Here is a 24,913-nt window from a genome sequence, read left to right on the forward strand (position 1 = left end):
CCTCCATTCAGCCGGAGCTTTGCCTCTGCGGCAAATCTCTTGCCTCAGAGGCAAAGCCGGCGGGCTCACAAGCCGCACCACGGCGGCCCGGCACACCGTCCGCTCAGCCCGTCCGCTCAGCGGTTGGCGACCGCCTGCTTCACCAGCGTCCTGCCGAAGTCCCACATCAGCCCGCTGCCGCTGTGTGCGTCGTCCATCACCTCCGTGAACGCGGCGACGAACCGGTCCACCTCCCGTTCCCCGATGACCAGCGGCGGGATCAGCTTGATCACCTCCAGGTGGTCGCCCGAGACCTGGGTGAGGATGCGGTGCCGTCGCAGCAGCGGTACGACGACCATCTGGGCGAAGAGCCCCTTGCGGGCCGCCTGGAGCATGGTCCAACGGCTGCGCAGCTTGAGCGACTTTGGCCTGCCGAACTCGATGCCGATCATCAGGCCCCGGCCGCGTACGTCGCTGAGCAGCTCGTACTTGTCGACCAGTGACGTGAGCCTGCTCTTCAGCAGTTCCCCCATGGCCCGGGCATGGGCCACGATCTGCTCGTTCTCCATGACCGAGAGGACGGCGAGCCCGGCGGCCATGGCCTGGGCGTTGGAGCCGAAGCTCGCCGAGTGGACGAGGACACGGTCCATCGACGAGTAGACCTTCTTGAAGATCCAGTCCTTGCCGAGGGTCGCGCCGACCGGGACGTAGCCGCCGGAGAGCGCCTTGGCCACGCAGACCAGGTCCGGCTCGACGCCGTCCTCGTGCTGGTAGGCGTAGAAGTCCCCGGTCCGGCCGAGCCCGGTCTGCACCTCGTCGACGATCAGCAGCGCCCTGTTCCGGTGCAGCAACTCCTGGGCGGCACGCAGATAGCCGGGCGGCGCCTCGTGCACGCCCTTGCCCTGGATGGGCTCGACAATGAGGGCGGCGACATCCCCCTTCCTCAACTCCCGTGCCAGCGCGTCGAGATCACCGAGCGGTACGGCCGTGTCGGGCAGCAGCGGCGCGAAGCCGTCCCGGAAGCCGTCCTCACCGTTCACCGAGAGCGATCCGGTGGTGAGCCCGTGGAAGGCGTGGTCGCAGTAGAGGACGCGGGGCCTGCCGGTGGCGTACCGGGCGAACTTCAGCGCGGTCTCGACCGCCTCCGTGCCGCTGTTGCCGAAGAACACCCGGTCCAGGTGCGGACTGTGGGTGAGCAGTTTCTCGGCGAGCAGGCCGGGCAGCGGCTGGCAGTCGAAGCGGGTCAGGTCGGCGAGCCCCGCGTCGAGCGCGTCGTGCAGGGCCTTGCGGACCACGGGGTGGTGGCGGCCGAGCCCCATCACCCCGAACCCGGCCAGCATGTCCAGGTAGTCGGCACCGTCCGCGTCCCAGAAGTACGCGCCCTCGGCCCGCTCGTAGACCTTGTCGAAGCCGATGGTGTGCAGCATGCGCGGGAGTTGGTGGTTGAGGTACCGGGCGTGGAGTTCGTAGCGCTCGGCACCGCGCTCGGCGAGGAGTCCGCCGAGGTCGAACTCCTCGGTGTCCGCCGCTGGTTCCAGGGTGGTCATTCCGGTTTCTCCTCGGCAGGTTCGGCCTTCGGCAGGTCGTGCTCGGCGAACTCGTCCCGGGCGGCCAGCGACGCGCTGATCCGCCCGGCGATCTCCACCGGTGTCAGCCCTATGTCCGCCAGCACCTCCCCGCGTTTGGCGTGCGCGAGGAACTGCTCCGGGATGCCGAACCGCCGTACGGGTACGTCGACCTCGGCGTCCCCCAGGGCGAGGGCGACGGCCGAACCGACCCCGGCGGCCCGACTGTTGTCCTCCACGACGGCCACCAGCCGGTGTTCGTCGGCGAGCCACGGCAAGGCCGGATCGACCGGCTTGACCCAGCGCGGGTCGACGACGGTGCAGCCGATGCCCCGGGTACGGAGCAGTTCGGCGGTCTGCAGACACACCGACGCCATCACGCCGACGGCGACGAGCAGCACCCGCGGTCGGCCCGAGGACGTGGCGCTCGTCGCGGACGGGGAGCGGTACAGCACGTCCATGCCGCCCACCCGCTCCAGCGACGGGATCCGCGGGCCCACCGACTCCTTCGGGAACCGGATCAGGGTGGGAGCGTCGTCGACGGCGACCGCTTCCCGCAGCTGTGCGCGCAGTTGTTCGGCGTCGCGGGGCGCGGCGATCCGCAGCCCGGGCACGACCTGGAGGATGGACATGTCCCACATGCCGTTGTGCGACGCGCCGTCGACGCCCGTCACCCCGGCCCGGTCCAGGACGAAGGTGACCCCGCACCGGTGCAGGGCCACGTCCATCAGCAGTTGGTCGAAGGCCCGGTTGAGGAAGGTCGCGTAGACCGCCACGACGGGGTGCAGCCCGCCCGTGGCCAGCCCGGCGGCCGAGACCGCCGCGTGCTGCTCGGCGATCCCGACGTCCCACACCCGGTCGGGGAACTTCTCCGCGAACCTGCCGAGTCCCACGGGGTGCAGCATGGCAGCCGTGATCGCCACGACGTCCTCGCGCTCGTCCCCGATCCTCACGATCTCGTCGCCGAAGACCGACGTCCAGGACGGTCCACCGGCGGGCGTGAGCGGCTCGCAGGTCAGCGGGTCCATCACGCCGACGGTGTGGAAGTGGTCCTCCTCGTCGGCGACGGCGGGCTCGTAGCCGCGGCCCTTCTGCGTCAGGCAGTGCACCAGGACGGGCCCGTGGAAGCGCTTGGCGCGGCGCAGCGCCGACTCGACCGCCCTGGTGTCGTGCCCGTCGATCGGTCCGACGTACTTCAGGCCCAGGTCCTCGAACATGCCCTGCGGCGCGAAGGCGTCCTTGAAGCCCTTCTTCGCCCCGTGCAGGGCCTCGTAGACCTCCTTGCCGACGACCGGGGTGCGCAGCAGGACGTCCTTGCCCCAGGCGAGGAACTGCTCGTAGCCGTCGGTGGTCCGCAGGGTCGCGAGGTGGTTGGCGAGGCCGCCGATGGTCGGTGAGTAGGAGCGTTCGTTGTCGTTGACGACGATGATCAGCGGCCGGTCCTTGGCGGCGGCGATGTTGTTGAGCGCCTCCCAGGCCATGCCTCCGGTCAGCGCGCCGTCTCCGATGACCGCGACCACATGGCCCTGCTCCCCGCGCACCTGGCGGGCCTTGGCCAGACCGTCCGCCCAGCCGAGTGCCGTCGAGGCGTGGCTGTTCTCGACGATGTCGTGCTCGGACTCCTCACGCGAGGGATAGCCGGACAGGCCGCCCTTGCCGCGCAGTTTGGAGAAGTCCTGGCGGCCCGTCAGCAGCTTGTGCACATAGCTCTGGTGACCGGTGTCCCAGACGATGCGGTCCACCGGTGAGTCGAAGACCCGGTGGAGCGCGACGGACAGTTCCACCACCCCCAGGTTGGGCCCCAGGTGACCACCGGTCCTGGCGACCGCGTGCACCAGGAACTCCCGGATCTCTGCCGCCAGTTCACCGAGTTCCGCCTCGGTCAGCGCCTTCAGGTCGCGCGGTTGCCGGATGTTCTCCAGAATCGTCACGTCGGGCCCCCTCTCGATCCGTGCTCTTCAGCCCGTGTCGTCAACTCACGGTGACCGCCGGTTCCCCCGACGCGACGCCGTCCTTCTCCATCTGCTCGGCGATCTTCATCGCCTCGTCGATGAGGGTCTCCACGATCTTCGACTCGGGCACGGTCTTGACGACCTCGCCCTTGACGAAGATCTGCCCCTTGCCGTTGCCGGAGGCGACCCCCAGATCCGCCTCCCGCGCCTCCCCGGGTCCGTTGACGACGCAGCCCATGACCGCGACCCGCAACGGGACCTCCATGCCTTCCAGACCGGCGGTGACCTCGTCGGCCAGCCGGTACACATCGACCTGCGCCCGCCCGCACGAGGGGCACGAGACGATCTCCAGCCGCCGTTCCCGCAGGTTCAGCGACTGGAGGATCTGGATGCCGACCTTGATCTCCTCGACCGGCGGGGCGCTCAGCGAGACCCGGATCGTGTCGCCGATCCCCTCGCTGAGCAGCGCCCCGAAGGCGACGGCGGACTTGACGGTCCCCTGGAAGGCGGGACCGGCCTCGGTCACGCCCAGGTGCAGGGGGTAGTCGCACCGGGCGGCCAGCTGCCGGTACGCCTCGATCATCACGACCGGATCGTTGTGCTTGACCGAGATCTTGATGTCCAGGAAGTCGTGCTCCTCGAACAGCGACGCCTCCCACAGCGCGGACTCCACCAGCGCCTCGGGCGTCGCCCTGCCGTACTTCTGGAGCAGCCGCCTGTCGAGCGAACCGGCGTTGACCCCGATCCGGATCGGGGTGTCGTGGTCCTTCGCCGCCCGCGCGATCTCCTTGACCTTGTCGTCGAACTGTTTGATGTTGCCGGGGTTCACCCGTACCGCCGCGCAGCCGGCCTCGATCGCCGCGAAGACGTACTTCGGCTGGAAGTGGATGTCCGCGATCACGGGGATCTGCGACTTGCGGGCGATGGTGGCGAGGGCGTCCGCGTCGTCCTGCGTGGGACAGGCGACCCGGACGATCTGGCAGCCGGACGCGGTGAGTTCCGCGATCTGCTGGAGGGTGGCGCCGACGTCCGACGTACGGGTCGTCGTCATCGACTGCACCGACACCGGGGCGCCACCCCCCACGGCCACCGGGCCGACCTGGATCCGCCGCGAGCGGCGGCGTTCCGCGATCGGTCGGGCGGGCAGCTCGGGGACGCCCAGCGACACGGCGGTCATCACATCACCCCTGGTTCCCGTGGTTCCCGTGGTTCCCGTGGTTCCCGTGGTTCCCGGAGACGGTCTCGCGCAGGGCGCGCAGGGACTCCTTCAGCGACCCCATGGTGGCGAGGACGGCGGTCGGCTCATAGCCGCAGTGCGCCATGCAGTTGGCGCAGCGCGGGTCCTTGCCCCGGCCGTACGCGTCCCAGTCGGTGTCCTCGATCAGCTCCCGGTACGTCGTGACGTATCCGTCGCTCATCAGGTAGCAGGGCTTCTGCCAGCCGAAGAGTGAGTAGTTGGGGATCGCCCACGCCGTGCAGGGGAAGTCGACCTTGCCCTCCAGGAAGTCGAGGAACAGGGGCGAGTGGTTGAGCCGCCAGCGCCGCCGGTTGCCACCGGAGAAGGCCTTCTTGAACAGCTCGCGGGTCTGCTCGACGCCGAGGAAGTGCTCCTGGTCGGGGGCCTTCTCGTAGGCGTAGGCGGGCGAGATCATCATCTCGTCGACCTGGAGGTCGTCGTTGAGGTAGTTGAGGACCTCGATGATGGTCTGCGGCGTGTCGGTGTTGAAGAAGGTCGAGTTGGTGGTCACCCGGAAGCCGCGCCGCTTGGCCTCCTTGATGGCGGCGACCGCCTCGTCGAACACCCCTTCCTTCGCCACCGACTCGTCGTGCCGCTCCCGCAGCCCGTCGATGTGCACGGCGAACGCGAAGTACGGCGAGGGCTTGAACGTGTCCATCTTCTTGCGCAGCAGCATGGCGTTGGTGCACAGGAAGACGTACTTCCTCCTGGCCACCAACTGCCGCACGATCTCGTCGATCTGGGGGTGCATCAGGGGCTCGCCGCCGGCGATCGACACCATCGGCGCTCCGGACTCCAGGACGGCGCCCACGGCTTGCGCCACAGGCATGCGCTGCTTCAGCACGCCCGCCGGGTGCTGGATCTTGCCGCAGCCCTCGCACTTCAGATTGCAGGCGTAGAGCGGTTCCAGCTCGACGATCAGCGGGAACTTGTCCCGCTTGCGAAGCTTCTGTTCGGCGAGATACGTCGCCACCTTGATGGACTGGCGGAGCGGCATGGCCATCTGGCTCACCTCCTGGGGAGCAGCAAAGAACGGTGCCATTCGTAATATGCGGGAAGGACGGCACGAAGGACGCGGAAGGCTGATATTCCCCCGCGTACCGTGCCGATCCGGACCAGTTCATGTGCTGGGGCGTCCACGACCACCCGGACGGCCGCAACCGGGCGTGCGCCCGATCTCATGGCGCGGTGGAGCGTGACCGCGGACTCCATGTCGACCGCGATCGCGCCGGTCGCGAACAGGTCCGACCGTTCCTGACCACGTACGACGTGGTCCGATCCGGTGAGTGGGCCGGTGTGGATCGTGCGCCCGGGTACGGCCCTCGCCAGCTCCTTGACCAGCAGTTCGGTGCCCACGCAGGGCGTGACGGCGCCGCCCGGGCCTCGGGTCTCCTCGGCGACGACCAGGTCGCCGGGGTGCGTGCCCGGGGCGAGTCCGGCGCAGAACCCGGTGGCCAGGACCGCGGCGTCGCGCAGTTCCGGGCCGGCGAGCAGCCGGGCGACGGACCGCTCGGCGGCCCTCGGACCCATGCCGGTGCGTACGACGGTGACCGGGCCCCCGGCGCCGCCCCGGTCGCCGCTGCGCAGGGCGAGCTGCTCGATGCCGAGCGCGCAGGCGATCAGCAGCGGGGCCGGGGCGGCGGGCGTGTCCATCAGCGCCCCTGGGCTTTGAGGACGGCCGGTTCGCCGTTGACGTACCGGCCGAGCGCGGTGAGCGGGAAGACCTGCCGGTAGAGGTGGTAGTTGATCGAGAAGTCCCAGGGGAAGCCGGTGCCGGTGAAGTACGGCTCGTCCCAGGAACCGTCCTCCCGCTGGGTCTGGGCCAGCCACTCGACCCCGCGTTCGGTGGATTTGGCGTCCCGCTCCCCCGCCGCCAGCAGCGCGAGCAGCGCCCACGCGGTCTGGGAGGCGGTGGAGGCGCCCTTGCCGCCCCACTCCGCGGGGTCGGGGTAGGAGCGCAGGTCCTCTCCCCAGCCGCCGTCGTCGTTCTGCACGGTCTCCAGCCAGGCCACGGCCCGGCGGATCGCGGGGTGCGCGGCGGGCAGCCCGGCGGTCACCAGCGCCGGGACCACCGAGCCCGTGCCGTACACGTAGTTGACGCCCCAGCGCCCGAACCACGCGCCGCTGGGCTCCTGTTCGGCGAGCAGCCACTCGATGCCGCGCCGGGTCCGCGGATCGTGCGCCAGGCCCTCGACCGCGAGCATCTCCACCACGTGCGCCGTGACATCGGCGGACGGCGGGTCGATGACCTCGCCGAAGTCGCAGAACGGCAGCCGGCCCGGGAACGGGCTGGTGTTGTCGACGTCGAAGGCACCCCACGCCCCGTTCCTCGACTGCATGCCGACGGTCCAGCGCACCCCTCGCCGGACGGCCTTCTCCACGCGCTCCGGGTCATGGTGGGCGACCCGGCGCAGCGCGAGGACGACCTCGGCGGTGTCGTCGATGTCGGGGTAGTTGTCGTTGTGGAACTCGAAGGCCCAGCCGCCCGGCGGGAGGTGGGGGCGCTTCACCGCCCAGTCACCCGGGCGGACGATCTCCTCGCCGAGCATCCAGTCGGCGGCCTTGACGAGTTGGGGGTGGTCGGCGGGCAGGCCCGCGTCGGCGAGCGCGATGGTGGCGAGGCAGGTGTCCCACACCGGCGACTGGCAGGCCTCGATCATCCGGGCCCCGTCCTCGCGCCACAAGGCGAACCGGTCGAGCGACTCCAGCCCGGCCCGCATCACGGGGTGTCGGAGGTCGTAGCCGAGCAGGTGCAGCGCGATGAGCGAGTACACGGCCGGCGGCTGGATGCCGCCCCAGCAGCCGTCGTTCTCCTGCCGCTCGATGATCCAGCGGGCCGCGCTGCTCATCGCGGCCTTGCGCAGCCGCTTCAGCGCCACCTTGTGGTAGCCGTGCAGGAGCCTGTCGATCCTTTGGAAGGCGCCCTCCCAACTGGTCAGCGGATCGGGGGCCTTGGGTGGGTTCGGGCGTCCGGGGTCGGTGTGCAGTTCGTCCAGCGGGAACGGCGCGGGCCGCACCGGACGCTTCGCCGAGACCACCGTCAGCGGCACGATCGTCTGCCGGGCCCAGCATCCGAAGTCGTAGATGTTGAGCGGCATCCACTTCGGGAACCAGATGATCTCCGGCGGCATCTCCGGCAGGTCGTCCCACTTCCACCAGCCGAACAGCGCAAGCCAGATACGGGTGAAGACCCGGGCGGCGGCGATCCCGCCCCGCTCCCGGACCCACGCGGAGGCCCGTGCCATGTGCGGCGCGCCGGGGTCGTCCCCGGCCAGTCGCAGCGCGACGTACGCCTCGACGGTGGCGGAGAGGTCGGGCGGGCCGCCGTAGAAGGTGGCCCAGGTGCCGTCCGGGCGCTGCTCGCCTCTGATGAACAGGGCCGCGGCGCGGGTGGTCTTCTCGTCACGGATGCCCAGGAACTGACGGAGCAGCAGGTCCTCGGCGTCCATGGTGACGTTGGTCTCCAGGTCGCCCTTCCACCAGCCCTGGGCGTCCTGCCGGGAGAGGAGGAAGTCGGTGGCGCGTCGTACGGCGTGCGCGGCGGCGTCCTGGACACCGGCCGTCGGCGGGGCGTCGTGGACGGTGTCGCTGGCCGAGGGGGCGCGGGGCGGCAGTGCCCCGGTGCTTCCGTCGGTCGTCGCTGTCATGGCTTCCCCTTCGTGCAGTGGACGGATCTCTCTGCGGTGGGTCAGCCGTCGGCCGGTGCGTGTCCGGTGACGGGGCACCGGCCGGCGACTACGCGAGGGCTATTCGACCGATGACGGTCGGCTCCTGGGGGATGGCGATCATCTCTTCCGTACGACGACGAAGTCCGCGAGCGCCGCGAACTCCTCCCGGACCCGCTCGGGCATCCGGATCGAGTCCAGCGCGTCGATGGCGATCCGGTGCTGACGGCGTGCCTCCTCGACGGCCCACTCGCGGCCGCCCGCCTCCTCGATGAGGGCGGCGCGCGCGGCGAACTCCTCCTCGGAGAAGTTCTCGAAGTCGCTGGCCTTGGCGTCTGCGGCGAGGAGTTCGCCCAACTGTTCGGAGGCCGGGCCGCCCGCCGCGAGCGCGGCCACCACGGGCAGGGACTTCTTGCGCTGGCGCAGATCGCTCCAGGTCTGCTTGCCCGTGGAGACCGGGTCGCCCCAGATGCCCAGCAGGTCGTCCACGGCCTGGAAGGCGAGGCCGAGGTGGTAGCCGTACTTCTCCAGCGTGTCGGCGGTGCGGTCGTCCGCGCCGCCGAGGACCGCGCCGATGGAGCAGGCGCAGGCGAGCAGGGCGCCGGTCTTGTTGCCCTCCATCTCCAGGCACTCCTCGACGGTGACCCGCTCGCGGTGCTCGTAGGAGATGTCCTGGGCCTGGCCGTCGATGAGCGCCCGGGTCGCCGTGGTGACGCGGCGGGTGGCTCGGGCCGCCTCGGCGGTGCCCAGTTCGAGGAGGATCTCGTTGGCGAGGACCATCAGGGCGTCACCGACGAGGATGGCCTGCGCGGGGCCGTGCACCTTCCACACGGTGTCGCGGTGGCGGCGCTGTTCGTCGCCGTCCATCAGGTCGTCGTGCAGCAGCGAGAAGTTGTGCACCAGCTCCACCGCGACCGCGCCGGGGATGCCGACCTCGGGTGCGGCGCCGGTGACCTCGGCGGACATGACGGCGAGCGCGGGGCGTACGGCCTTGCCGCCGTCGCCGTCCGCGGGCTTGCCGTGGGCGTCGATCCAGCCGAAGTGGTAGGCGGCGACGGTGTCCATGGGGGGCGCCAGCCGGTCGACGGCCGCCCGCAGCACGGGGGTGGCCAGGGTCCGCCCGCGCTCCAGGAGCGCGGTCACGTCCACCGCGGTCCTCGCGGCGGCCGTCACGGCCGGGGGCACAGTGGGCACAGTCTCTCCAGATGTCGATGTGTTCGCGGTACCGAGAGTGCGGGGTCCGGTCCGGTGCGCTTCGAGCGTCATGCCGCCTCCTCGTGGTCGAGGAGGCGGTTCCGGGGCCGGCCCGGAGCGGCGAGGGCGGCGTCCGCCGCCGCGATGCCGCTGCGGACCGCACTCTCCATGGTCGCGGGCCACCCGGTGGCGGTCCACGCTCCGGCCAGGAACAGGCCGGGTGCCTTGGTGCGGGCGCCGGGCCTGAACCGTCCGACGCCGGGGGTGGGAGCGAAGGTCGCGGTGCGCTCCCGGGTCACGAAGAAGTCCTTCACCCCGGCACCGCGCGCGCCGGGCAACAACCGTTCCAGCTCGGGCAGATACCGCTCGCGCAGGACGGCCACCGGTGCGTCGATCTCGCTCTGCGCGGCCGACTGCGACAGCGCCAGGTACTGGCCGTCGCGCAGGCCCGAGGCCTCGGTCCGGTCGAAGACCCATTGGACGGGCGAGCCGAGCGCCGCGAAGAAGGGCCTGCTGAGCACCTTCCGGTCGTACACCACATGGACGTTGAGGATCGGCGCGGTGCCGATCTCCAGCAGCCGTCCGGGCTCGTCGAGGGCTCCCTCGGGCAGCAGATCGTGCGTCTCGCGCTGGGGTACGGCGAGCACGACCGCGTCGGCGTCGAGGGTCTCGCCGGGCACCTCGACGCGCCAACTCCCGTTCTCCGCACGACAGACGGAGGTGGCGCGGGCGCGGAGCACGGTACGGACGCCCGCGGAGTCGAGCGCCTTGCGGGCCTGCCGGTCGTGCAGTTCACCGAGTGGGACATGGGCCCAGCCGATGTCGGCGGCGCCCGGCTCGGACAGCAGACCGGTCTTGAACACCATCGCGGCGAGCGCGAGGGAGGCGTCGCGGGCCACCGCGTTGAGGGTGGCGACCCCCACGAGGTCCCACAGCGCCTCCACGGCCCGCGCCGACTGCCCCTGTGCGGCCAGCCAGCCGCCGAAGTCCTGTTCGTCGAGCGCGGGATCGGTGAGGTCGAGTGCCTTGAGTGCCAGCGCGGCCCGCCCGACCTTCGCGCGCTCGGCGAGCGAGAGATGGGTGTACGTGGCGAGGCTGCGCCCCAGGTGCAGCGGTACGGGCAGCGCGTCGCGCCGCAGTCTGCCGAGCCGCCTGCCCGGCCGGCCCTCGGCGTCGAGAACCGGTACGTCGAGACGATCCTGCAGGGGTGCGAGCGCGGTCGCGTCGACACGGTCGAGGAACCAGCGGTAGGCGGTGCAGCACCGCAGGTACACATGCTGTCCGTTGTCGACGGTCAGGTCGCCGCGCTGGAAGGAGAAGGCGAGTCCGCCGAGGCGGGGCCGCCCCTCCAGGAGTGTCACCTGTGCGCCGGCGTCGGCGAGCGAGAGCGCGGCGGTGATGCCCGCCAGCCCTCCGCCGACCACCACGGCCGTGCTCCGGGGCCGACCCTCGCGGTCCGCCTCCGGCAGTGCCTCGGACTGTGCGCCGTCGGTCATCGTGCACCCTCCCCTGCCGGTCCGCCGGGGTGCCGGAACGGTTCGCGGCAGACCGTCGGAGACTGGGACGCCCGTTCGGTGCGGAGGGTTGCGTACCACTTTTCGCCGATGGGTTCGCCTTGGGCCGGATTGTCCATCAGACGCGCCTCCTGACGGTACGGCGTGACACATGGCGGGCGTCCAGACCGGAGAGGCCACGCACGGCGACGTACGCCTTCTCCCGGCCGGGCAGCGAGACGCGTCCGCGCAGCACGGCCTCGGGCTCGCGCTCGATGCGGTCGAGCAACCGACGGTAGATACCGGCCATGGCGGCGACACAGGCGCCGCTGCGGCGGTCGAGCATCGGCAGCAGCCGGTACCCCTCGGCGAACAGGGCGCGGGCCCGGCGCACCTCGAAGTGCACCAGACCCGCGAAGTCGGAGTCGGCGGGTGGCAGGGGCCCGGCGAACCCGGCCGAGCAGCCGAATTTCGCGAGGTCGTCGGCGGGCAGATAGACGCGCCCGCCCACCGCGTCCTCACGAACGTCCCTGAGGATGTTGGTCAGTTGGAGGGCGAGTCCGAGAGTGTCGGCGTACTCCGGCGCGCGCTCCGCACCGCGCGCCCCGGGTTCCGTACCGAAGACGCCGAGGGAGAGCCGGCCGATGGCCCCGGCGACGCAGCGGCAGTAGACCTTCAGGTCGTCCCAGGTCTCGTAGTGCTCGCCGTGCACGTCCATGAGGACGCCGTCGATGAGTTCGTCGAGGGCGTCGAGGGGGATCGGGAAGGCGGCCGCCGCGTGGGCGAGGGCGACCGCGACGGGGTCGGTGTCGTCCTCGTCGACCGAGCCGCGTCTGACCCGGGTCAGCAGCGCTCTGGTCTCCTCCAGCCGGGCCGCCTTGACCTCGATCGCGAGGGCGCCGTCACCGATGTCGTCGACGCGCCGGGAGAGCGCGTACAGCGCGGACATCGCGCGGCGCTTGGGTGTCGGCAGCAGCCTGATGCCGTAGGCGAAGTTGCGGGCCTGTTGTCCGGTGACGGCCTCGCAGTAGCTGTAGGCGGCGAGTACCGGCGCGGACACGTGTGGTTCCGACTCCACGGTCCGGATCACCCCTCTCCTCGCAGGGTCGCGCCCACCTCGCGCAGCAGCCTGAGCTTGCCGGGCTTGGGCGGGCCGGGAAGTACGTCGAATTCGGCGGCGGCGATCGCGTGGACGGCCGCCCTTCCTCCCGCCACGAACCCCGCGAGGAGCAGCCTCAGCCTGCCGTGGACGCTACCCACGAGGGGGGCGCCCTCATCCAGGAGATTCCGGGCGCGTTCCGCCTCGTACGCGACCAGGGCGCGCACCGACGCGCCCGCGGAGGGCGCGGCGAGGTCCGCCTCCTGGACGTGGAAGCGCTTCATGTCCGCGGCGGGCAGATAGACGCGGTCCCGGCCCCCCAGGTCCTCTGCGACGTCCTGCAGATGTTCGACGATCTGCAGCGCGGTGCAGATCGCGTCCGAGTGCCGGACCCGCTCGGGGGTGGTCGCGCCGGTGACGGCGAGGACCAGGTGGCCGACGGGGTTGGCCGACAGCGCGCAGTAGGCGAGCAGGTCGTCGTACGTCTCGTACCGCTTGACCAGTTGGTCCTGGCGGTTGGCGGCGATCAGCGCGAGGAACGGCTCGGGGGTGAGGGAGCGGCGGCGGACGGTGTGCCGCAGCCGGCGCAGCAGGGGGTGGTTCGGGGTGCCGTCGAAGACCTTGCCGAGGTCGGCCTCGAAGGCGTCCAGGAGGAGCAGCCGGTCGTCGGCGTCGTGCGGGGCGAGGCCCAGGAGGCGGGCGTCGGCGCCGCCGGGGGCGAGGTCGCCGTCACCGATGTCGTCGACGAGTCGGGCGAAGCCGTAGACGGCCATGAGGTCGTCGCGCCAGGCCCGGGGCAGGAAGAACGGGGCGACGGGAAAGTTCTCGGCCCCGGCCTTGCCGAGGGTGTCGCGCTCCGGGTTCCCGGTGCGCGCCGTCCCGGTTTCGGTCACCGCTCGTCACCCGGCGCGGGCACGGCAGAAGCGTGATTGAGCTGGGGAGTCTCCGTAGCCATGGCCGTCACATCTCCCGTTCTACACTGCCGACCCAATACGCACTATTTCGGACACGCCGCCCAGTGGGCGGCGTCTGCGGCTGATGCCGGGTGTCGCGCATTATGGACCCACTTGCCGCGATTCGGCACCGGTACAGCTTACGTTGTACAACGCACCATGCTCCGTAGGGGTGTCCTGCACATCACAAGAAAGCACCGATTGCCCTCAAGATTCCTATGGGCGGCCGGAGTTGACACATCCTTGCCGAAGTTGGCGATTCCTTTGCGGATGCCGTTCCCGGTGTGCCGGACGAGCGCCTCGCCCCGGTATCCCTTGCAGACGCCGGGCCCCGCCGGAGCAGTTCCGGCGGGGCCCGGGTCGCACGGGACTACTTGCCCGTGAACTTCTCGTATTCCTTGAGCACCTCGTCGGTCGGGCCGTCCATGCGGAGTTCGCCGCGTTCCAGCCACAGGACGCGGTCGCAGGTGTCGCGGATGGACTTGTTGTTGTGGCTGACCAGGAAGACCGTGCCGGCCTCCTTGCGCAGCTCGCGGATGCGGGCCTCGGAGCGCTTCTGGAAGGCGCGGTCGCCGGTGGCGAGGGCCTCGTCGATCATCAGCACGTCGTGGTCCTTGGCGGCCGCGATGGAGAAGCGCAGGCGGGCCGCCATGCCGGAGGAGTAGGTGCGCATCGGCAGGGTGATGAAGTCGCCCTTCTCGTTGATGCCGGAGAAGTCGACGATCCCCTGGTAGCGCTCCTTGATCTGGTCCCGCGACATGCCCATCGCGAGGCCGCCCAATATGACGTTGCGCTCGCCCGTGAGGTCGTTCATCAGGGCGGCGTTGACGCCGAGCAGCGAGGGCTGGCCGTCGGTGTAGACCTTGCCCTTCTCCGCCGGCAGCAGACCGGCGATCGCCCGCAGCAGGGTGGACTTGCCGGAGCCGTTGGAGCCGATCAGACCGATGGCCTCGCCCCGGTAGGCGATGAAGGAGACACCCTTGACGGCGTGCACCTTGCGCACACCCCGCTCCTCGCCGCGCTTGAGGATGCGGCTGAGAGCGGCGGTCGCGCTGCCCTTGCCGGTCTTGGCGCCGTTGACGCGGTAGACGATGTGCAACTCGTCCGCGATGACGGTGGGGATGAGTGACTCAGCCACGGCCGTACCTCTCCTCCGCCTTCCAGAAGTACACGAAACCGCCGAGCGCGATCAGCACGGCCCAGCCGCCGGCGACCGCCCACACGTGCGGGGGCAGGTTCTCGCGGCCGTAACCGTCGATCAGCGCGAAGCGCATCAGGTCCATGTAGATCGCGGCCGGGTTCCACTGGAGGACGTCGGCGATCCACTCGGGGTGGCCGTCGAGCATCACCGGGATGGAGAACATGACGCCGGAGGCGTACATCCAGGTCCGCATCACGAACGGCATCAGCTGGGCGAGGTCCGGGGTCTTGGCGCCCATGCGGGCCATGATCAGCGCGAGCCCTGTGTTGAAGAGGAACTGCAGCACCAGGACGGGGAGGATCAGCAGCCAGGACAGGCGCGGGTAGCTGCCGAAGCCGACCGCGACGCAGAACAGCACGATCATCGAGAACATCAGCTGCTGCAACTGCTGGAGCGCGAAGGAGATGGGCAGCGAGGCGCGCGGGAAGTGCAGGGCGCGGACCAGGCCCAGGTTGCCGGAGATCGCGCGGACACCGGCCATCACCGAGCTCTGCGTGAAGGTGAACACGAACACACCCGTGACCAGGAACGGGATGTAGACCTCGCGCGACATGCCCCGGTCGGCGTTGAGGATCAGGCCGAAGATCAGGAAGTACACCAGCGCGTTGAGCAGCGGAGTGGCCACCTGCCACAGCTGGCCGAGCTTGGCCTGGCTGTACTGCGCGGTGAGCTTCGCCTGGGAGAAGGCGAGGATGAAGTGGCGCCGCCCCCACATCTGGCGGACGTACTCCACGAGTCCGGGCCGGGCGCCGCTCACGGCGAGCCCGTACTTGGCGGCCAGCTCCGTCGCGGAGAGCCCGTCGTCGGGCGACGGACGGTCGCTCACCACAACCCTGCCGTCATGCGTTGTCTCACTCACAAATGGAAACTTTCGTCCTCAAAGTGCGCAGCCTGGTCGGGCCGAGGCGGAAACCTGGACCGGGTACGGCCGAATGCTCTCAGATTTCGAGCTTGTCAGATGACGGGAGGCCGTCCCAGCCGGGTCAGCCGCCACACCGTACGCCACTTCATGGGCCGGCGGGGACCACAGGGGCTCGTCCAGCCCTCCTTGAAGCCACCGAACCAGGCCTTCAGCGCAGGCCCGGAGGGCTTGCGGAGCAGCGTCAGCAGCAGCCAGACGCCCAGGTAGACCGGTACGAGCGGCGCCGGGAGGTTACGGCGCGCGAGCCAGACGCGGTTGCGCGCGACCATGCGGTGGTAGACCGCGTGCCGGGAGGGCGCGGTCGTGGGGTGGTACAGCACCATGTCGGACCGGTAGTCGATCATCCAGCCCGCGTCGAGGGCCCGCCATGCCAGGTCGGTTTCCTCGTGTGCGTAGAAGAATTCGTCCGGGAGACCGCCGACTTCGGCGAAGACCTGGGTGCGTACGGCGTTGGCGCCGCCGAGGAAGGTGGTGACCCGGGAGGAGCGCATCGGGTCGGCGGCCCGCAGCCGGGGCACATGGCGCCGCTGGGTCTCACCCGTGTCGGGGTCGGCGATGCGGAAGCTGACTATGCCGAGTTTCGGGTCCTCCTCGAAGGCCCGGCGGCAGAGTTCGGCGGTGTCGTGGTGGGCGAGCAGGCCGTCGTCGTCGAGGAAGAGCAGGACGTCGACGTCCCGGCCGCTGGGACCGAACGCCTCTATGCCTATGTTGCGGCCGCCGGGGATGCCGAGGTTCTCGGGCAGCTCGACCGTCCGTACGCCCTCGGGGACGTCCGGGACGGGCGAGCCGTTGCCGACGACGACCGCCTCGACCCGGTCGCCCTCCTGCTTGGCGACCGAGTCGAGGAGGGCGCGGAGTTCGTCGGGGCGGTTGCCCATGGTGATGATCACCGCGCCGACCTTCATGGCGCCGCTCACTTCAGCCTGCTGGAGACGAGGATCGACACCAGGTGCAGCAGGGTCTGGAGCAGGGCGATGCCGGCCAGGACGGCGACGCCCACCCGGGAGAAGAAGAGGTCGCCCCGCATCTGGTCCACGACGGCGAGGACCAGGATCAGCAGCGAGGCCTCGACGCCGAGGATGAGCCGGTGGAACTTCAGGGCGGCGGCGGCCTTGCGGGCCAGCGCCATGCCGGAGGAGCGCGGCTCGGCGGCCGACTCCTGGACCGGCGGCTTGCCGGTCTGGTGCCGGGCGACACCGACGAGGTCGGTCTCGGCCTTGATCAGGATGGCGCCGAGGGCGGCGAGGGTGCCGAGGAAGGCCCACAGCCAGTCGATCCGGCCGGTGCCCCACAGGTCGGCGGCGCGCAGCCCGAAGCCGACGAGGACGGCCGCGTCGCAGAGGTAGGCGCCGACCCGGTCGACGTAGACGCCGGTCATCGAGTACTGCTTGCGCCAGCGGGCGATCTCGCCGTCGACGCAGTCGAACAGCAGGTACAGCTGGACCATCAGGACGCCGAGGACGGCGCCCGGGATGCCCGGCACCAGCAGGGCCGGGGCGGCGAGGACGCCGAAGACGGTCATCAGGTAGGTCAGCTGGTTGGGCGTGACCCGGGTGTTCACCAGGTGCCGGTCGATGCGCAGCGAGATCTCGCGCATGTAGAGCCGGCCGGCCCAGTGCTCACCGCTCCGCCGGTCCTTCACACCCGGGGGGTGAACGACCGGGCGGAGCTCAGCTACTGATGGCTTTGGCATAGTCGGCGTAGGCGTCCTTGATCTGTTCGGTGCTCAGTTCGAGGTGTTCCAGGATGGTGTAGCGGCCCGGCCGGGTCTGCGGGGCGAACTCGACGACCTGGACGAACTCGTCGACCGTGAAGCCGATCTCGTCCGGGAGGACGGGCAGGCCGTGGTGGCGGAGCACCTCGGTCATCTGGCCCGCGATCTCGTGGTGGCCCCGCAGGAAGGTGGCGAACGCTCCGCCGAGACCGCACTGTTCGCCGTGCAGGGCGTTCCGCTTGGGGAACGTCAGGTCGAACGCGTGGCTGATCTCGTGGCAGGCGCCCGAGGCGGGACGGCTGTCGCCGGCCACGGACATGGAGATCCCACACAGGACGAGGGACTCGGAGAGCGTGGTCAGGAAGTCGTCGTCGCCGACCCCGCCGGGGTGGCGCAGTACGGCCTCGGCGGCCTGGCGGGCCATGGCGGCGGCCAGTCCGTCGACCTTCTCGCCGGTCTCCCGGCTGGACAACTCCCAGTCGGCCACGGCGGAGATCTTGCAGATCACATCGCCGATGCCGGCCCGCACGAAGCGCACCGGGGCCTCACGGATGACGTCCAGGTCGATGACGATGCCGATCGGGTTCGGCACCCCGTACGAGCCGCGGCCCGCGTCGTTGTCGAGGGTGGCCACCGGGGAGCACAGACCGTCGTTGGCGAGGTTGGTGGCGACGGCGACCAGCGGCAGACCGACCCGGGCCGCCGCGTACTTGGCGCAGTCGATGACCTTGCCGCCGCCGAGCCCGACCACGGCGTCGTAGTGACCGCCCTTCTTGATCGAGTCGGCGAGCCGTACCGCGCCGTCGATGGTGCCGTCGGCGTCGCAGAACCAGTCCGCCTCCGGAAACGCGGGGGCGAACCGGTCGCGCAGCGCCGCGCCGGAGCCGGCGCTGATCGCGAAGGCCAACCGGCCCGACGGCGCGATGCGCTGGTCCGACAGGATCGTCGCCAGGTCATCGAGCGCGCCGGGACGGATGTCCACGACGACCGGCGAGGGGATGAGCCTCGTCAGTACTGGCACGCGATCTCACGTCCCTTGGCGAGGTCGTCGTGGTTGTCGATCTCGACCCACTTGACGTCACCGATGGGGGCCACGTCGATACGGAAGCCGCGGTTCACGAGCTCCTGGTAGCCGTGCTCGTAGAACTGCTGCGGGTCCGTCTCGAAGACGGTCTTCAGGGCGTCGGCCAGCTCGTCGGCGGCCTCGCCCTCGATGAGGGTGACGCCGATGTACTCGCCCGTCGCCTCGGCGGGGTCCATCAGCTTGGTGATCTTGGTCATGCCGCCCTCGGGGCCGACGACGACCTTCATCTCCTCGTCGGCGAGGGACTTCACCGTGTCGAGGGCGAGGATGATCTTCTTGCCGTCGCCGCGGGCGGCGAGCAGGGTCTTCTCGACGGAGACCGGGTGCACGGTGTCGCCGTTGGCGAGGATCACCGAGTGCTTGATGGCGTCACGGCCGCACCACAGGGAGTAGGCGTTGTTCCACTCCTCGGCCTTGTCGTTGTCGATGAGGGTGATCTTGAGCCCGTACTTGGCCTCCAGCGCCTCGCGGCGCTCGTAGACGGCCTCCTTGCGGTACCCGACGATGATCGCGACCTCGGTCAGGCCGATCTCGGCGAAGTTGCCGAGGGTGAGGTCGAGAACGGTGAGGCTCTCCTCGTCGCCCTCGGGGCCGACCGGCACCAGAGCCTTGGGGAGGGTGTCGGTGTAGGGGCGAAGACGCCGTCCGGCGCCGGCCGCCAGCACGAGGCCGATCATGCGGGTTCTCCTTCATCGTGTACGGCGGGTGCGCCTGTCTTATGGGCGATCACCCAGAAGCGGATGCTCTCGAGGAGCACCAGCAGCGCCACGGCCACGGCGAGAGCCGTGAGCGCGACGGTGAACTCTGTGGGCGCGAGCAGCGCGGCCAGTACGGTGACCAGCAGGGTCCTGCCTTCGTGACCGCCGATCGCCCGCACCAGCCACTGCGGTGGCGCGCCGGCGTCACCGCGGATGCGGTACACCGTGTCGTAGTGATGGTAGGCGACGGCCCCCACCAGCCCGAAGGCCGCGGGAAGGGCTCCGTTCACGTCGGCTTTGGCTGCCAGGAGGAGAACGGTGCCGTATTCGGCGGCCCGGAAGAGCGGCGGGATCAGCCAGTCGAGGGGGCCCTTGAGGGAGCGCTCGACGGCTTCGGCCGACAGCCCGACGTACAGGGCGGCCATGGCGACGACCTGCCAGGCAGGGCCCCAGACCCAGGCGGCGGTCACCACGGCCACGGCTCCGAAGGCCGCGCTGAGCAGTGCCGTCTTGCGCGGCGGGCCCGGCAGGATCCGCGCCAGCGCTCCGGCGAGCGGGCCGGTGTCCGCGAGGTCCGCCAGCGCCCGGGCCGCCCGGTCCGTCCGCTGCGCCTTGCGCGTCAGCGAGCGCAGCACACGGCCCGCCGTGGTGTAGGTCGCGGCGAAGGCGCAGCCGATGAGCAGCGCGTAGAAGGTGATGCGGGGTGTGGTGACCGCCGTGAGGACGGCGATCATCGCCCAGCGCTCGCCGATCGGCAGGACGATCATGCGGCGGATCCAGACCGTCCAGCCGACGCTGTCGAGCTTGCCGGAGAGGGCGGCGGTGGGGCTGGTGTTGCCGGTGGCGTCGTGATTCGCCTCGTTGAAGGAGAAGTCGACGACGTGGCGGCAGGTCTGCAGGACCATCGCGCCGAGGGCGAGCGCCCATACATCGTCGCCGCCCCGGGCGGCGCCGAGGGCGAGGCCCGCGTAGTAGGCGTACTCCTTGGCGCGGTCGAAGGTGGCGTCGAGCCAGGCGCCGAGCGTCGAGTACTGCAGCGAGTAGCGGGCCAACTGGCCGTCGGTGCAGTCGAGGACGAAGGAGAAGAGCAGCAGGAGGCCGGCCGCGACGAACCCACCACGGGTGCCGGTTGCCGCGCAGCCCGCCGCGATCAGGGCGGTGATCAGCGAGGCCGTCGTGACCTGGTTCGGGGTCAGGCCCCGGCGGGCGCACCAGCGGGCGATGTAGCGGGAGTAGGGGCTGATGAAGTACGTGGTGAAGAAGCCGTCGCGGGACTTCACCGCCGTGCGCAGCCGTACGGCCTCGTCGTCAACGGCGGCGACCGCCTGGCGGGCCTCGTTGCGGGCCTGCGGGTCGGCGGGGACGACGGCGACCAGGGTGCCGAGTTCGGGCCGGTAGAGGCTGACGTCTTCGGCCTCGAGGGCGGCGACGACCCGGTCGGCGACGCTGTCGACGGCGACGGCCGTGGTGCCGCCCGCGGCCGAGCCCTCGCGGGCCAGCGCCCGGGTCAGCGCCTGACGGGCGGCGGGCCGCACGGTCACCGCGCCCGGGAGGGCGGCGGCCTCGAAGCGGGGGTCGGTGAGTCCCAGGCGCAGGGCGTGCACATGGCCGACGAACCGGGCGTCGACGATCGCGACCCGCTGGTCCGCGGGCACCGTCGCCAGGAGCGTCTCGGCGTCACCGGCGTCGGAGGCGGTCCGCACGTCGAAGCCGAGCGACCGCAGATCGCCCTCCAGCGACGATCCGGGGACCGGCTGACCGGTGAGGATGGCGGTCGACAGACGAACTCACTCCCTGGGTGCCGGCGCGATCGCGCCGGACATGTACGTGGTGGAGGCGCCCCGGCCCGCTGCGACCCGGCGGCGTGTCGGCAGAGGTTATCGGATGAAGAGAAGCGGGCGTTCATCGCCCGTTCACGGCCAGATCAGTTCGGCCTGCTCAAGCCGTCGGCCCTCCGCCGCGATCATCATCGGGGATGTGGGGGTTGCGCCACAAACTCCGGTGCGAATATCGGTTGATAGGGGGCAAAGGCATGGACTCGCTCCGTGAGACAGGCCGCGTTCCGCGCGCCGCGAGGGGCACGGAGGACTGCGTGCAGCGACCACCGCCACCCCTCCCGCACGCCAACCCCACACACCCCCTACGGCGAACAGGCACAACACACCCCCCGCATAAGGTGAGCGCATGACATGGCTGATCACAGGCGGGGCGGGCTACATCGGCGCACACGTGGCGAAGGTCATGACCGCCGCCGGCGACGAGGTCATCGCACTGGACGACCTCTCCGCAGGGGTCCGCGGCCGCCTGCCCGAAGACATCCCGCTGATCCACGGCTCCGCCCTCGACGGCGACCTCCTCAAGCGTGTCCTCACCGAGCACGCCGTGACCGGTGTGGTCCATCTCGCGGCCCGCAAGCAGGTGGGCGAGTCCGTCGCCCAGCCCACCCGCTACTACCAGGAGAACGTCGGCGGTCTCGCCACGCTCCTGGAGGCGGCGGCCGCCACCGGGGTCGAGCGCTTCGTCTTCTCCTCCTCGGCGGCCGTGTACGGCAACCCGGACGTGGACCTCATCACGGAGGACACCCCGTGCGCCCCGATGAGCCCCTACGGCGAGACCAAGCTGGCCGGGGAATGGCTGGTGCGGGCGGCGGGGCAGGCGCACGGCATCGCGACCGTCTGTCTGCGCTACTTCAACGTGGCCGGCGCCGCCGAACCCGCCCTGGCCGACACCGGCATCTTCAACGTCGTCCCGATGGTCTTCGACCGCCTCACCCGTGACGAGGCACCGAGGATCTTCGGCGACGACTACCCGACCCCGGACGGCACCTGCGTCCGGGACTACATCCATGTCGCCGATCTCGCCGACGCGCACCTCGCGGCGGCCCGACGCCTCACCGCCGACGACGTCTCGGGCGACCTGACCGTGAACATCGGCCGGGGCGAAGGCGTTTCGGTCCGCGAACTCGTCGACCTCATCGGCGAGGTGACCGGGGACCGCCGTCCCGCACTCGTCGAGCCCCGCCGCCCCGGTGACGCGCCGCGCGCGGTCGCCTCGGCCGAGCGGGCCCGGCACGAGCTCGGCTGGACGGCCCGGCGCGGGGTACGCGAGATGGTCGAGTCGGCCTGGGCGGGCTGGCGGCTGCACCACGGTCTCTGAACCCTTCCCGGCCGCGTCCCCGATCATGGCAACGCTCTGACCTGCAGGTCGTTTCCGCAGGTCAGAGCAGATGACAACGGTGTTCAGTGCCGCGTTGCCGGATACCCCCCACCCGTAGTTCACTGTGATCCGGAGCCGAACACACGGACGCATGAGAGAGGCGGATTCCATGGGGGCCGGTCACGACCACGGGCACGCGCATCACGCGCCGACCAGCGGTACGGCCGCGGCGGCGTACCGCGGGCGGCTGCGGATCGCCCTGTCGATCACGCTCACCGTCATGGTGGTCGAGATCGTCGGCGGCGTGCTCGCCGATTCGCTGGCGCTCATCGCCGACGCGGCGCACATGGCGACGGACGCGGTGGGCCTCGGCATGGCGCTCCTCGCGATCCACTTCGCGAACCGCCCCCCGAGCGGCAACCGCACGTTCGGATACGCCCGCGCCGAGATACTCGCGGCGCTCGCCAACTGCCTGCTGCTGCTCGGCGTCGGCGGCTATGTGCTGTACGAGGCGATCCAGCGGTTCGTCACACCGGTCGGGACCGAGGGCGGACTGACCGTCGTCTTCGGCGCGATCGGTCTGGTCGCGAACATGATCTCGCTGACCCTGCTGATGCGGGGCCAGAAGGAGAGCCTGAACGTCCGGGGCGCCTTCCTGGAGGTGGCCGCGGACGCGCTCGGTTCGTTGGCGGTGATCATCTCGGCGACGGTCATCCTGCTCACCGGCTGGCAGGCCGCCGACCCGATCGCCTCACTCGTCATCGGTCTGATGATCGTCCCGCGTACGGTGAAGCTGCTGCGCGAGACCCTCGACGTGCTGTTGGAGGCGGCCCCGAAGAACGTCGACATGGCCGAGGTACGGGCCCACATACTGGCGCTGCCGGGCGTGGAGGACGTCCACGATCTGCACGCCTGGACCATCACCTCCGGCATGCCGGTGCTCTCCGCCCACGTGGTGGTCAGCTCGGACACGCTGGACTCCATCGGCCACGAGAAGATGCTGCACGACCTCCAGGGCTGCATCGGCGACCACTTCGACGTCGAGCACTGCACCTTCCAGCTGGAGCCGGGCGGCCACGCGGAACACGAGGCGAAGCTGTGTCACTGACCACCGACTGGACCACGCGACCGGAGACGTCCGCCGACCGCGAGGGGGTGTACGGCGTCAACGCCGCCGCCTTCGAGACCGACGCCGAGGCCAGACTGGTCGACGCGCTGCGCGAGGACCCCGGCGCATGGCTGCCGGACCTGTCGTACGTCGCCGAGGCCCCGGACGGCACGATCGCGGCGTACGCGCTGATCACCCGCTGCCATGTCGACGAGGTGCCCGCGCTGGCACTGGCCCCCGTCGCGGTGCTGCCGGACCATCAGCGGCAGGGGGCGGGAGCGGCCGTCGTACGCGCGGTGCTGGAGGCGGCACGCGCGCGTCGGGAGCGGCTCGTCCTCGTCCTGGGGCACCCCGAGTACTACCCGCGCTTCGGCTTCGTGCGTGCGTCCGAGTACGGCATCCGGCCGGGATTCGAGGTGCCGGACGAGGCGATGATGGCGCTGGTCCTGGACGGTTCCGCGGCGGTGGCTCCCGGCACCATCAGGTATCCGGCGGCCTTCGGGGTCTGACACACACGTCGTAGGTGTCTTCGGCAGGGGTGTGCGGGTAGGACATGCGGGTCTACCGCGAAGTGCCGGGAGCGCCGGTTTCGTGCGGCAGACTTGAGGCTCGAAGAACGAGGCGAAGGATGGGCATGCCGATCACACCTGCCACCGCGATGCACAGTCCCGAGAACGGCACCACGGAAGCGATCCTGCTGGAGCTGGTCGACGAGGACGGCACCACGATCGGCACCGCGGAGAAGCTGGCCGCTCATCAACCGCCCGGTCAACTGCACAGGGCGTTCTCCGTCTTCCTCTTCGACGAGCGCGGGCGGCTGCTGCTGCAGCAGCGGGCCCTCGGCAAGTACCACTCCCCCGGCGTCTGGTCGAACACCTGCTGCGGCCACCCCTACCCGGGCGAGTCCCCCTTCGCGGCGGCCGCGCGGCGGACGCACGAGGAGCTGGGGGTCTCCCCGGCGCTGCTCGGCGAGGCGGGCACGGTCCGCTACAACCACCCGGACCCGGACTCGGGCCTGGTGGAGCAGGAGTTCAACCACCTGTTCGTCGGGCTGCTGCAGTCCCCGCTCCGGCCGGACCCGGACGAGGTCGGGGACACCGCGTTCGTCACCCCGGCCGAGCTGGCGGAGCGGCATGCCAAGGACCCGTTCTCGGCCTGGTTCATGACGGTCCTGGACGCGGCGCGGCCGGCGGTCAGGGAGCTGACGGGGCCGGCCGCGGGCTGGTGACCGCGGCCTTCGGCCCGGGGCCGGTGCCCCTCACCCCTGGATCAGATGTGCGGGCTTGAGCGGCACGGCGACCCAGACCACCTTGCCTCCGCTCGCGGTGTGCTCCACGTCGCAGACCCCGCCCGCCTCCAGGGTGATCTCCCGCACCAGGAGCAGACCACGGCCGCCCAGCCGGCCGTGGTCGGTCTCCAGGGCGGTCGGGCGGTAGGGGTGGTTGTCCTCCACCGAGACCCGCACCCACTCGGCTGCGACGGCGACCTCGACGGCGAGCGTGGGCGACAGGAGCGCCGCGTGTTTCACGGCGTTGGTCACCAGCTCGGAGACGATCAGCAGGAGCCCCTGGACGAGGTCGTCCGAGATCGGCACGCCCTGGCGGGCGAGCAGGTCCCGGACGGCGCGCCGCGCCTGCGGCACCGAGGCGTCGACCGCGGCCGCGGTGAACCGCCAGACCCCTTCGTAAGGCAGCGGCTCCGGCGGCCTCGGGTCGTCGGGGCCGTGCCCGCCGCCGTCAGGGCGTGGGTCGCTCCCGCGCCCTTGGTCGTCCATGGTCCGGTCGCCACCCTTGCGCTCGATTGTCACCACATGTCGAGTGTTGGTAACGCGACGCCGCGCGCGGAGAACTGAACAGAAGTCAGCGTGTATCGGCGACTTTCGGATCGCTCGTG

At 70.7% G+C, this 24,913-nt stretch carries 23 protein-coding genes; 4 read left to right on the forward strand and 19 right to left on the reverse strand.

Going from position 1 to position 24,913, the window contains the following annotated elements; all coding sequences use genetic code 11:
• Positions 1-116: 116 nt before the first annotated feature.
• From K1J60_RS05285 to K1J60_RS05365, 18 genes are all read right to left on the reverse strand, one after another.
• A complete protein-coding gene (locus K1J60_RS05285; protein ID WP_220645139.1) occupies positions 117-1,526 on the reverse strand; it encodes an aspartate aminotransferase family protein in 1,410 nt (469 codons plus the stop codon).
• Positions 1,523-3,475 (reverse strand): 1-deoxy-D-xylulose-5-phosphate synthase, encoded by a 1,953-nt coding sequence (dxs, locus tag K1J60_RS05290; RefSeq protein WP_220645140.1) that lies wholly within the window; start codon positions 3,473-3,475, stop codon positions 1,523-1,525. The genes K1J60_RS05285 and dxs overlap by 4 nt, the downstream gene beginning before the upstream one ends.
• A 40-nt stretch (positions 3,476-3,515) precedes the next feature.
• Positions 3,516-4,673 (reverse strand): flavodoxin-dependent (E)-4-hydroxy-3-methylbut-2-enyl-diphosphate synthase, encoded by a 1,158-nt coding sequence (ispG, locus tag K1J60_RS05295; RefSeq protein ID WP_220645141.1) that lies wholly within the window; start codon positions 4,671-4,673, stop codon positions 3,516-3,518.
• Between the two features lie 4 nt (positions 4,674-4,677).
• A complete protein-coding gene (hpnH, locus tag K1J60_RS05300; protein WP_220645142.1) occupies positions 4,678-5,736 on the reverse strand; it encodes an adenosyl-hopene transferase HpnH in 1,059 nt (352 codons plus the stop codon).
• 5 nt (positions 5,737-5,741) lie between these two features.
• Positions 5,742-6,386 (reverse strand): phosphorylase family protein, encoded by a 645-nt coding sequence (locus tag K1J60_RS05305; RefSeq protein ID WP_220645143.1) that lies wholly within the window; start codon positions 6,384-6,386, stop codon positions 5,742-5,744.
• The gene (gene shc, locus K1J60_RS05310) at positions 6,386-8,380 is read right to left on the reverse strand and encodes a squalene--hopene cyclase (RefSeq protein WP_220645144.1); all 1,995 of its coding nucleotides are present in this window, start codon (positions 8,378-8,380) and stop codon (positions 6,386-6,388) included. Before shc ends, K1J60_RS05305 begins: the two co-directional genes overlap by 1 nt.
• A 138-nt stretch (positions 8,381-8,518) precedes the next feature.
• On the reverse strand, positions 8,519-9,664 hold the full coding sequence (locus tag K1J60_RS05315; protein WP_220645145.1) for a polyprenyl synthetase family protein: 1,146 nt from the start codon (positions 9,662-9,664) through the stop codon (positions 8,519-8,521).
• Positions 9,661-11,088 (reverse strand): hydroxysqualene dehydroxylase HpnE, encoded by a 1,428-nt coding sequence (hpnE, locus tag K1J60_RS05320; protein ID WP_220645146.1) that lies wholly within the window; start codon positions 11,086-11,088, stop codon positions 9,661-9,663. The genes K1J60_RS05315 and hpnE overlap by 4 nt, the downstream gene beginning before the upstream one ends.
• Positions 11,085-11,225, reverse strand: a complete 141-nt coding sequence (locus K1J60_RS47070; protein WP_398683121.1) for a DUF6380 family protein — start codon at positions 11,223-11,225, stop codon at positions 11,085-11,087. Before K1J60_RS47070 ends, hpnE begins: the two co-directional genes overlap by 4 nt.
• Positions 11,225-12,175: a presqualene diphosphate synthase HpnD gene (gene hpnD / locus K1J60_RS05325; RefSeq protein ID WP_220645147.1), complete on the reverse strand. Its 951-nt coding sequence runs from the start codon at positions 12,173-12,175 to the stop codon at positions 11,225-11,227. Before hpnD ends, K1J60_RS47070 begins: the two co-directional genes overlap by 1 nt.
• On the reverse strand, positions 12,172-13,077 hold the full coding sequence (hpnC, locus tag K1J60_RS05330; protein ID WP_220645148.1) for a squalene synthase HpnC: 906 nt from the start codon (positions 13,075-13,077) through the stop codon (positions 12,172-12,174). Before hpnC ends, hpnD begins: the two co-directional genes overlap by 4 nt.
• A gap of 430 nt (positions 13,078-13,507) precedes the next feature.
• A complete protein-coding gene (locus tag K1J60_RS05335) occupies positions 13,508-14,275 on the reverse strand; it encodes an ABC transporter ATP-binding protein (RefSeq protein WP_033529580.1) in 768 nt (255 codons plus the stop codon).
• Entirely contained in the window at positions 14,268-15,197 is a 930-nt protein-coding gene (locus K1J60_RS05340) for an ABC transporter permease (RefSeq protein ID WP_220645149.1), read from the reverse strand. The genes K1J60_RS05335 and K1J60_RS05340 overlap by 8 nt, the downstream gene beginning before the upstream one ends.
• A gap of 95 nt (positions 15,198-15,292) precedes the next feature.
• On the reverse strand, positions 15,293-16,165 hold the full coding sequence (locus tag K1J60_RS05345) for a glycosyltransferase family 2 protein (protein WP_398684222.1): 873 nt from the start codon (positions 16,163-16,165) through the stop codon (positions 15,293-15,295).
• 8 nt (positions 16,166-16,173) lie between these two features.
• Positions 16,174-16,902 carry a CDP-alcohol phosphatidyltransferase family protein gene (locus tag K1J60_RS05350; RefSeq protein WP_033529583.1) on the reverse strand — a complete coding sequence of 243 codons (729 nt, stop codon included), beginning with the start codon at positions 16,900-16,902 and terminating at the stop codon, positions 16,174-16,176.
• A gap of 28 nt (positions 16,903-16,930) precedes the next feature.
• Complete coding sequence (locus tag K1J60_RS05355; RefSeq protein WP_220645151.1) at positions 16,931-17,995, reverse strand: iron-containing alcohol dehydrogenase family protein; 1,065 nt, start codon at positions 17,993-17,995, stop codon at positions 16,931-16,933.
• Positions 17,983-18,735 carry a phosphocholine cytidylyltransferase family protein gene (locus tag K1J60_RS05360; protein WP_215454109.1) on the reverse strand — a complete coding sequence of 251 codons (753 nt, stop codon included), beginning with the start codon at positions 18,733-18,735 and terminating at the stop codon, positions 17,983-17,985. Before K1J60_RS05360 ends, K1J60_RS05355 begins: the two co-directional genes overlap by 13 nt.
• Complete coding sequence (locus K1J60_RS05365; RefSeq protein WP_220651286.1) at positions 18,732-20,537, reverse strand: DUF5941 domain-containing protein; 1,806 nt, start codon at positions 20,535-20,537, stop codon at positions 18,732-18,734. The genes K1J60_RS05360 and K1J60_RS05365 overlap by 4 nt, the downstream gene beginning before the upstream one ends.
• Positions 20,538-20,940: 403 nt before the next feature.
• Here K1J60_RS05365 and galE point away from each other — a divergent pair, with 403 nt between their 5' ends.
• From galE to idi, 4 genes are all read left to right on the forward strand, one after another.
• Complete coding sequence (gene galE, locus K1J60_RS05370) at positions 20,941-21,912, forward strand: UDP-glucose 4-epimerase GalE (RefSeq protein ID WP_220645152.1); 972 nt, start codon at positions 20,941-20,943, stop codon at positions 21,910-21,912.
• Between the two features lie 169 nt (positions 21,913-22,081).
• Entirely contained in the window at positions 22,082-23,020 is a 939-nt protein-coding gene (locus K1J60_RS05375; protein ID WP_220651287.1) for a cation diffusion facilitator family transporter, read from the forward strand.
• Positions 23,011-23,529, forward strand: a complete 519-nt coding sequence (locus K1J60_RS05380; protein WP_220645153.1) for a GNAT family N-acetyltransferase — start codon at positions 23,011-23,013, stop codon at positions 23,527-23,529. The genes K1J60_RS05375 and K1J60_RS05380 overlap by 10 nt, the downstream gene beginning before the upstream one ends.
• A gap of 125 nt (positions 23,530-23,654) precedes the next feature.
• On the forward strand, positions 23,655-24,248 hold the full coding sequence (gene idi / locus K1J60_RS05385) for an isopentenyl-diphosphate Delta-isomerase (RefSeq protein WP_033529979.1): 594 nt from the start codon (positions 23,655-23,657) through the stop codon (positions 24,246-24,248).
• A gap of 30 nt (positions 24,249-24,278) precedes the next feature.
• Here idi and K1J60_RS05390 read toward each other — a convergent pair whose 3' ends face one another.
• The gene (locus K1J60_RS05390; RefSeq protein WP_220651288.1) at positions 24,279-24,794 is read right to left on the reverse strand and encodes an ATP-binding protein; all 516 of its coding nucleotides are present in this window, start codon (positions 24,792-24,794) and stop codon (positions 24,279-24,281) included.
• Positions 24,795-24,913: the final 119 nt, after the last annotated feature.

It is taken from the genome of Streptomyces akebiae, assembly GCF_019599145.1.
Taxonomy (GTDB): Bacteria; Actinomycetota; Actinomycetes; order Streptomycetales; family Streptomycetaceae; genus Streptomyces; species Streptomyces akebiae.

Coding starts and splice junctions, on each gene's coding strand:
- ispG (WP_220645141.1), bottom strand. CDS start 4,673: ATGACCGCCGTGTCGCTGGGCGTCCCCGAGCTGCCCGCCCGACCGATC.
- shc (WP_220645144.1), bottom strand. CDS start 8,380: ATGACAGCGACGACCGACGGAAGCACCGGGGCACTGCCGCCCCGCGCC.
- K1J60_RS05305 (WP_220645143.1), bottom strand. CDS start 6,386: ATGGACACGCCCGCCGCCCCGGCCCCGCTGCTGATCGCCTGCGCGCTC.
- K1J60_RS05360 (WP_215454109.1), bottom strand. CDS start 18,735: ATGATCGGCCTCGTGCTGGCGGCCGGCGCCGGACGGCGTCTTCGCCCC.
- K1J60_RS05375 (WP_220651287.1), top strand. CDS start 22,082: ATGGGGGCCGGTCACGACCACGGGCACGCGCATCACGCGCCGACCAGC.
- K1J60_RS05345 (WP_398684222.1), bottom strand. CDS start 16,165: ATGAAGGTCGGCGCGGTGATCATCACCATGGGCAACCGCCCCGACGAA.
- hpnE (WP_220645146.1), bottom strand. CDS start 11,088: ATGACCGACGGCGCACAGTCCGAGGCACTGCCGGAGGCGGACCGCGAG.
- K1J60_RS05285 (WP_220645139.1), bottom strand. CDS start 1,526: ATGACCACCCTGGAACCAGCGGCGGACACCGAGGAGTTCGACCTCGGC.
- K1J60_RS05315 (WP_220645145.1), bottom strand. CDS start 9,664: ATGACGCTCGAAGCGCACCGGACCGGACCCCGCACTCTCGGTACCGCG.
- hpnH (WP_220645142.1), bottom strand. CDS start 5,736: ATGGCCATGCCGCTCCGCCAGTCCATCAAGGTGGCGACGTATCTCGCC.
- K1J60_RS47070 (WP_398683121.1), bottom strand. CDS start 11,225: ATGGACAATCCGGCCCAAGGCGAACCCATCGGCGAAAAGTGGTACGCA.
- galE (WP_220645152.1), top strand. CDS start 20,941: ATGACATGGCTGATCACAGGCGGGGCGGGCTACATCGGCGCACACGTG.
- idi (WP_033529979.1), top strand. CDS start 23,655: ATGCCGATCACACCTGCCACCGCGATGCACAGTCCCGAGAACGGCACC.
- K1J60_RS05390 (WP_220651288.1), bottom strand. CDS start 24,794: ATGGACGACCAAGGGCGCGGGAGCGACCCACGCCCTGACGGCGGCGGG.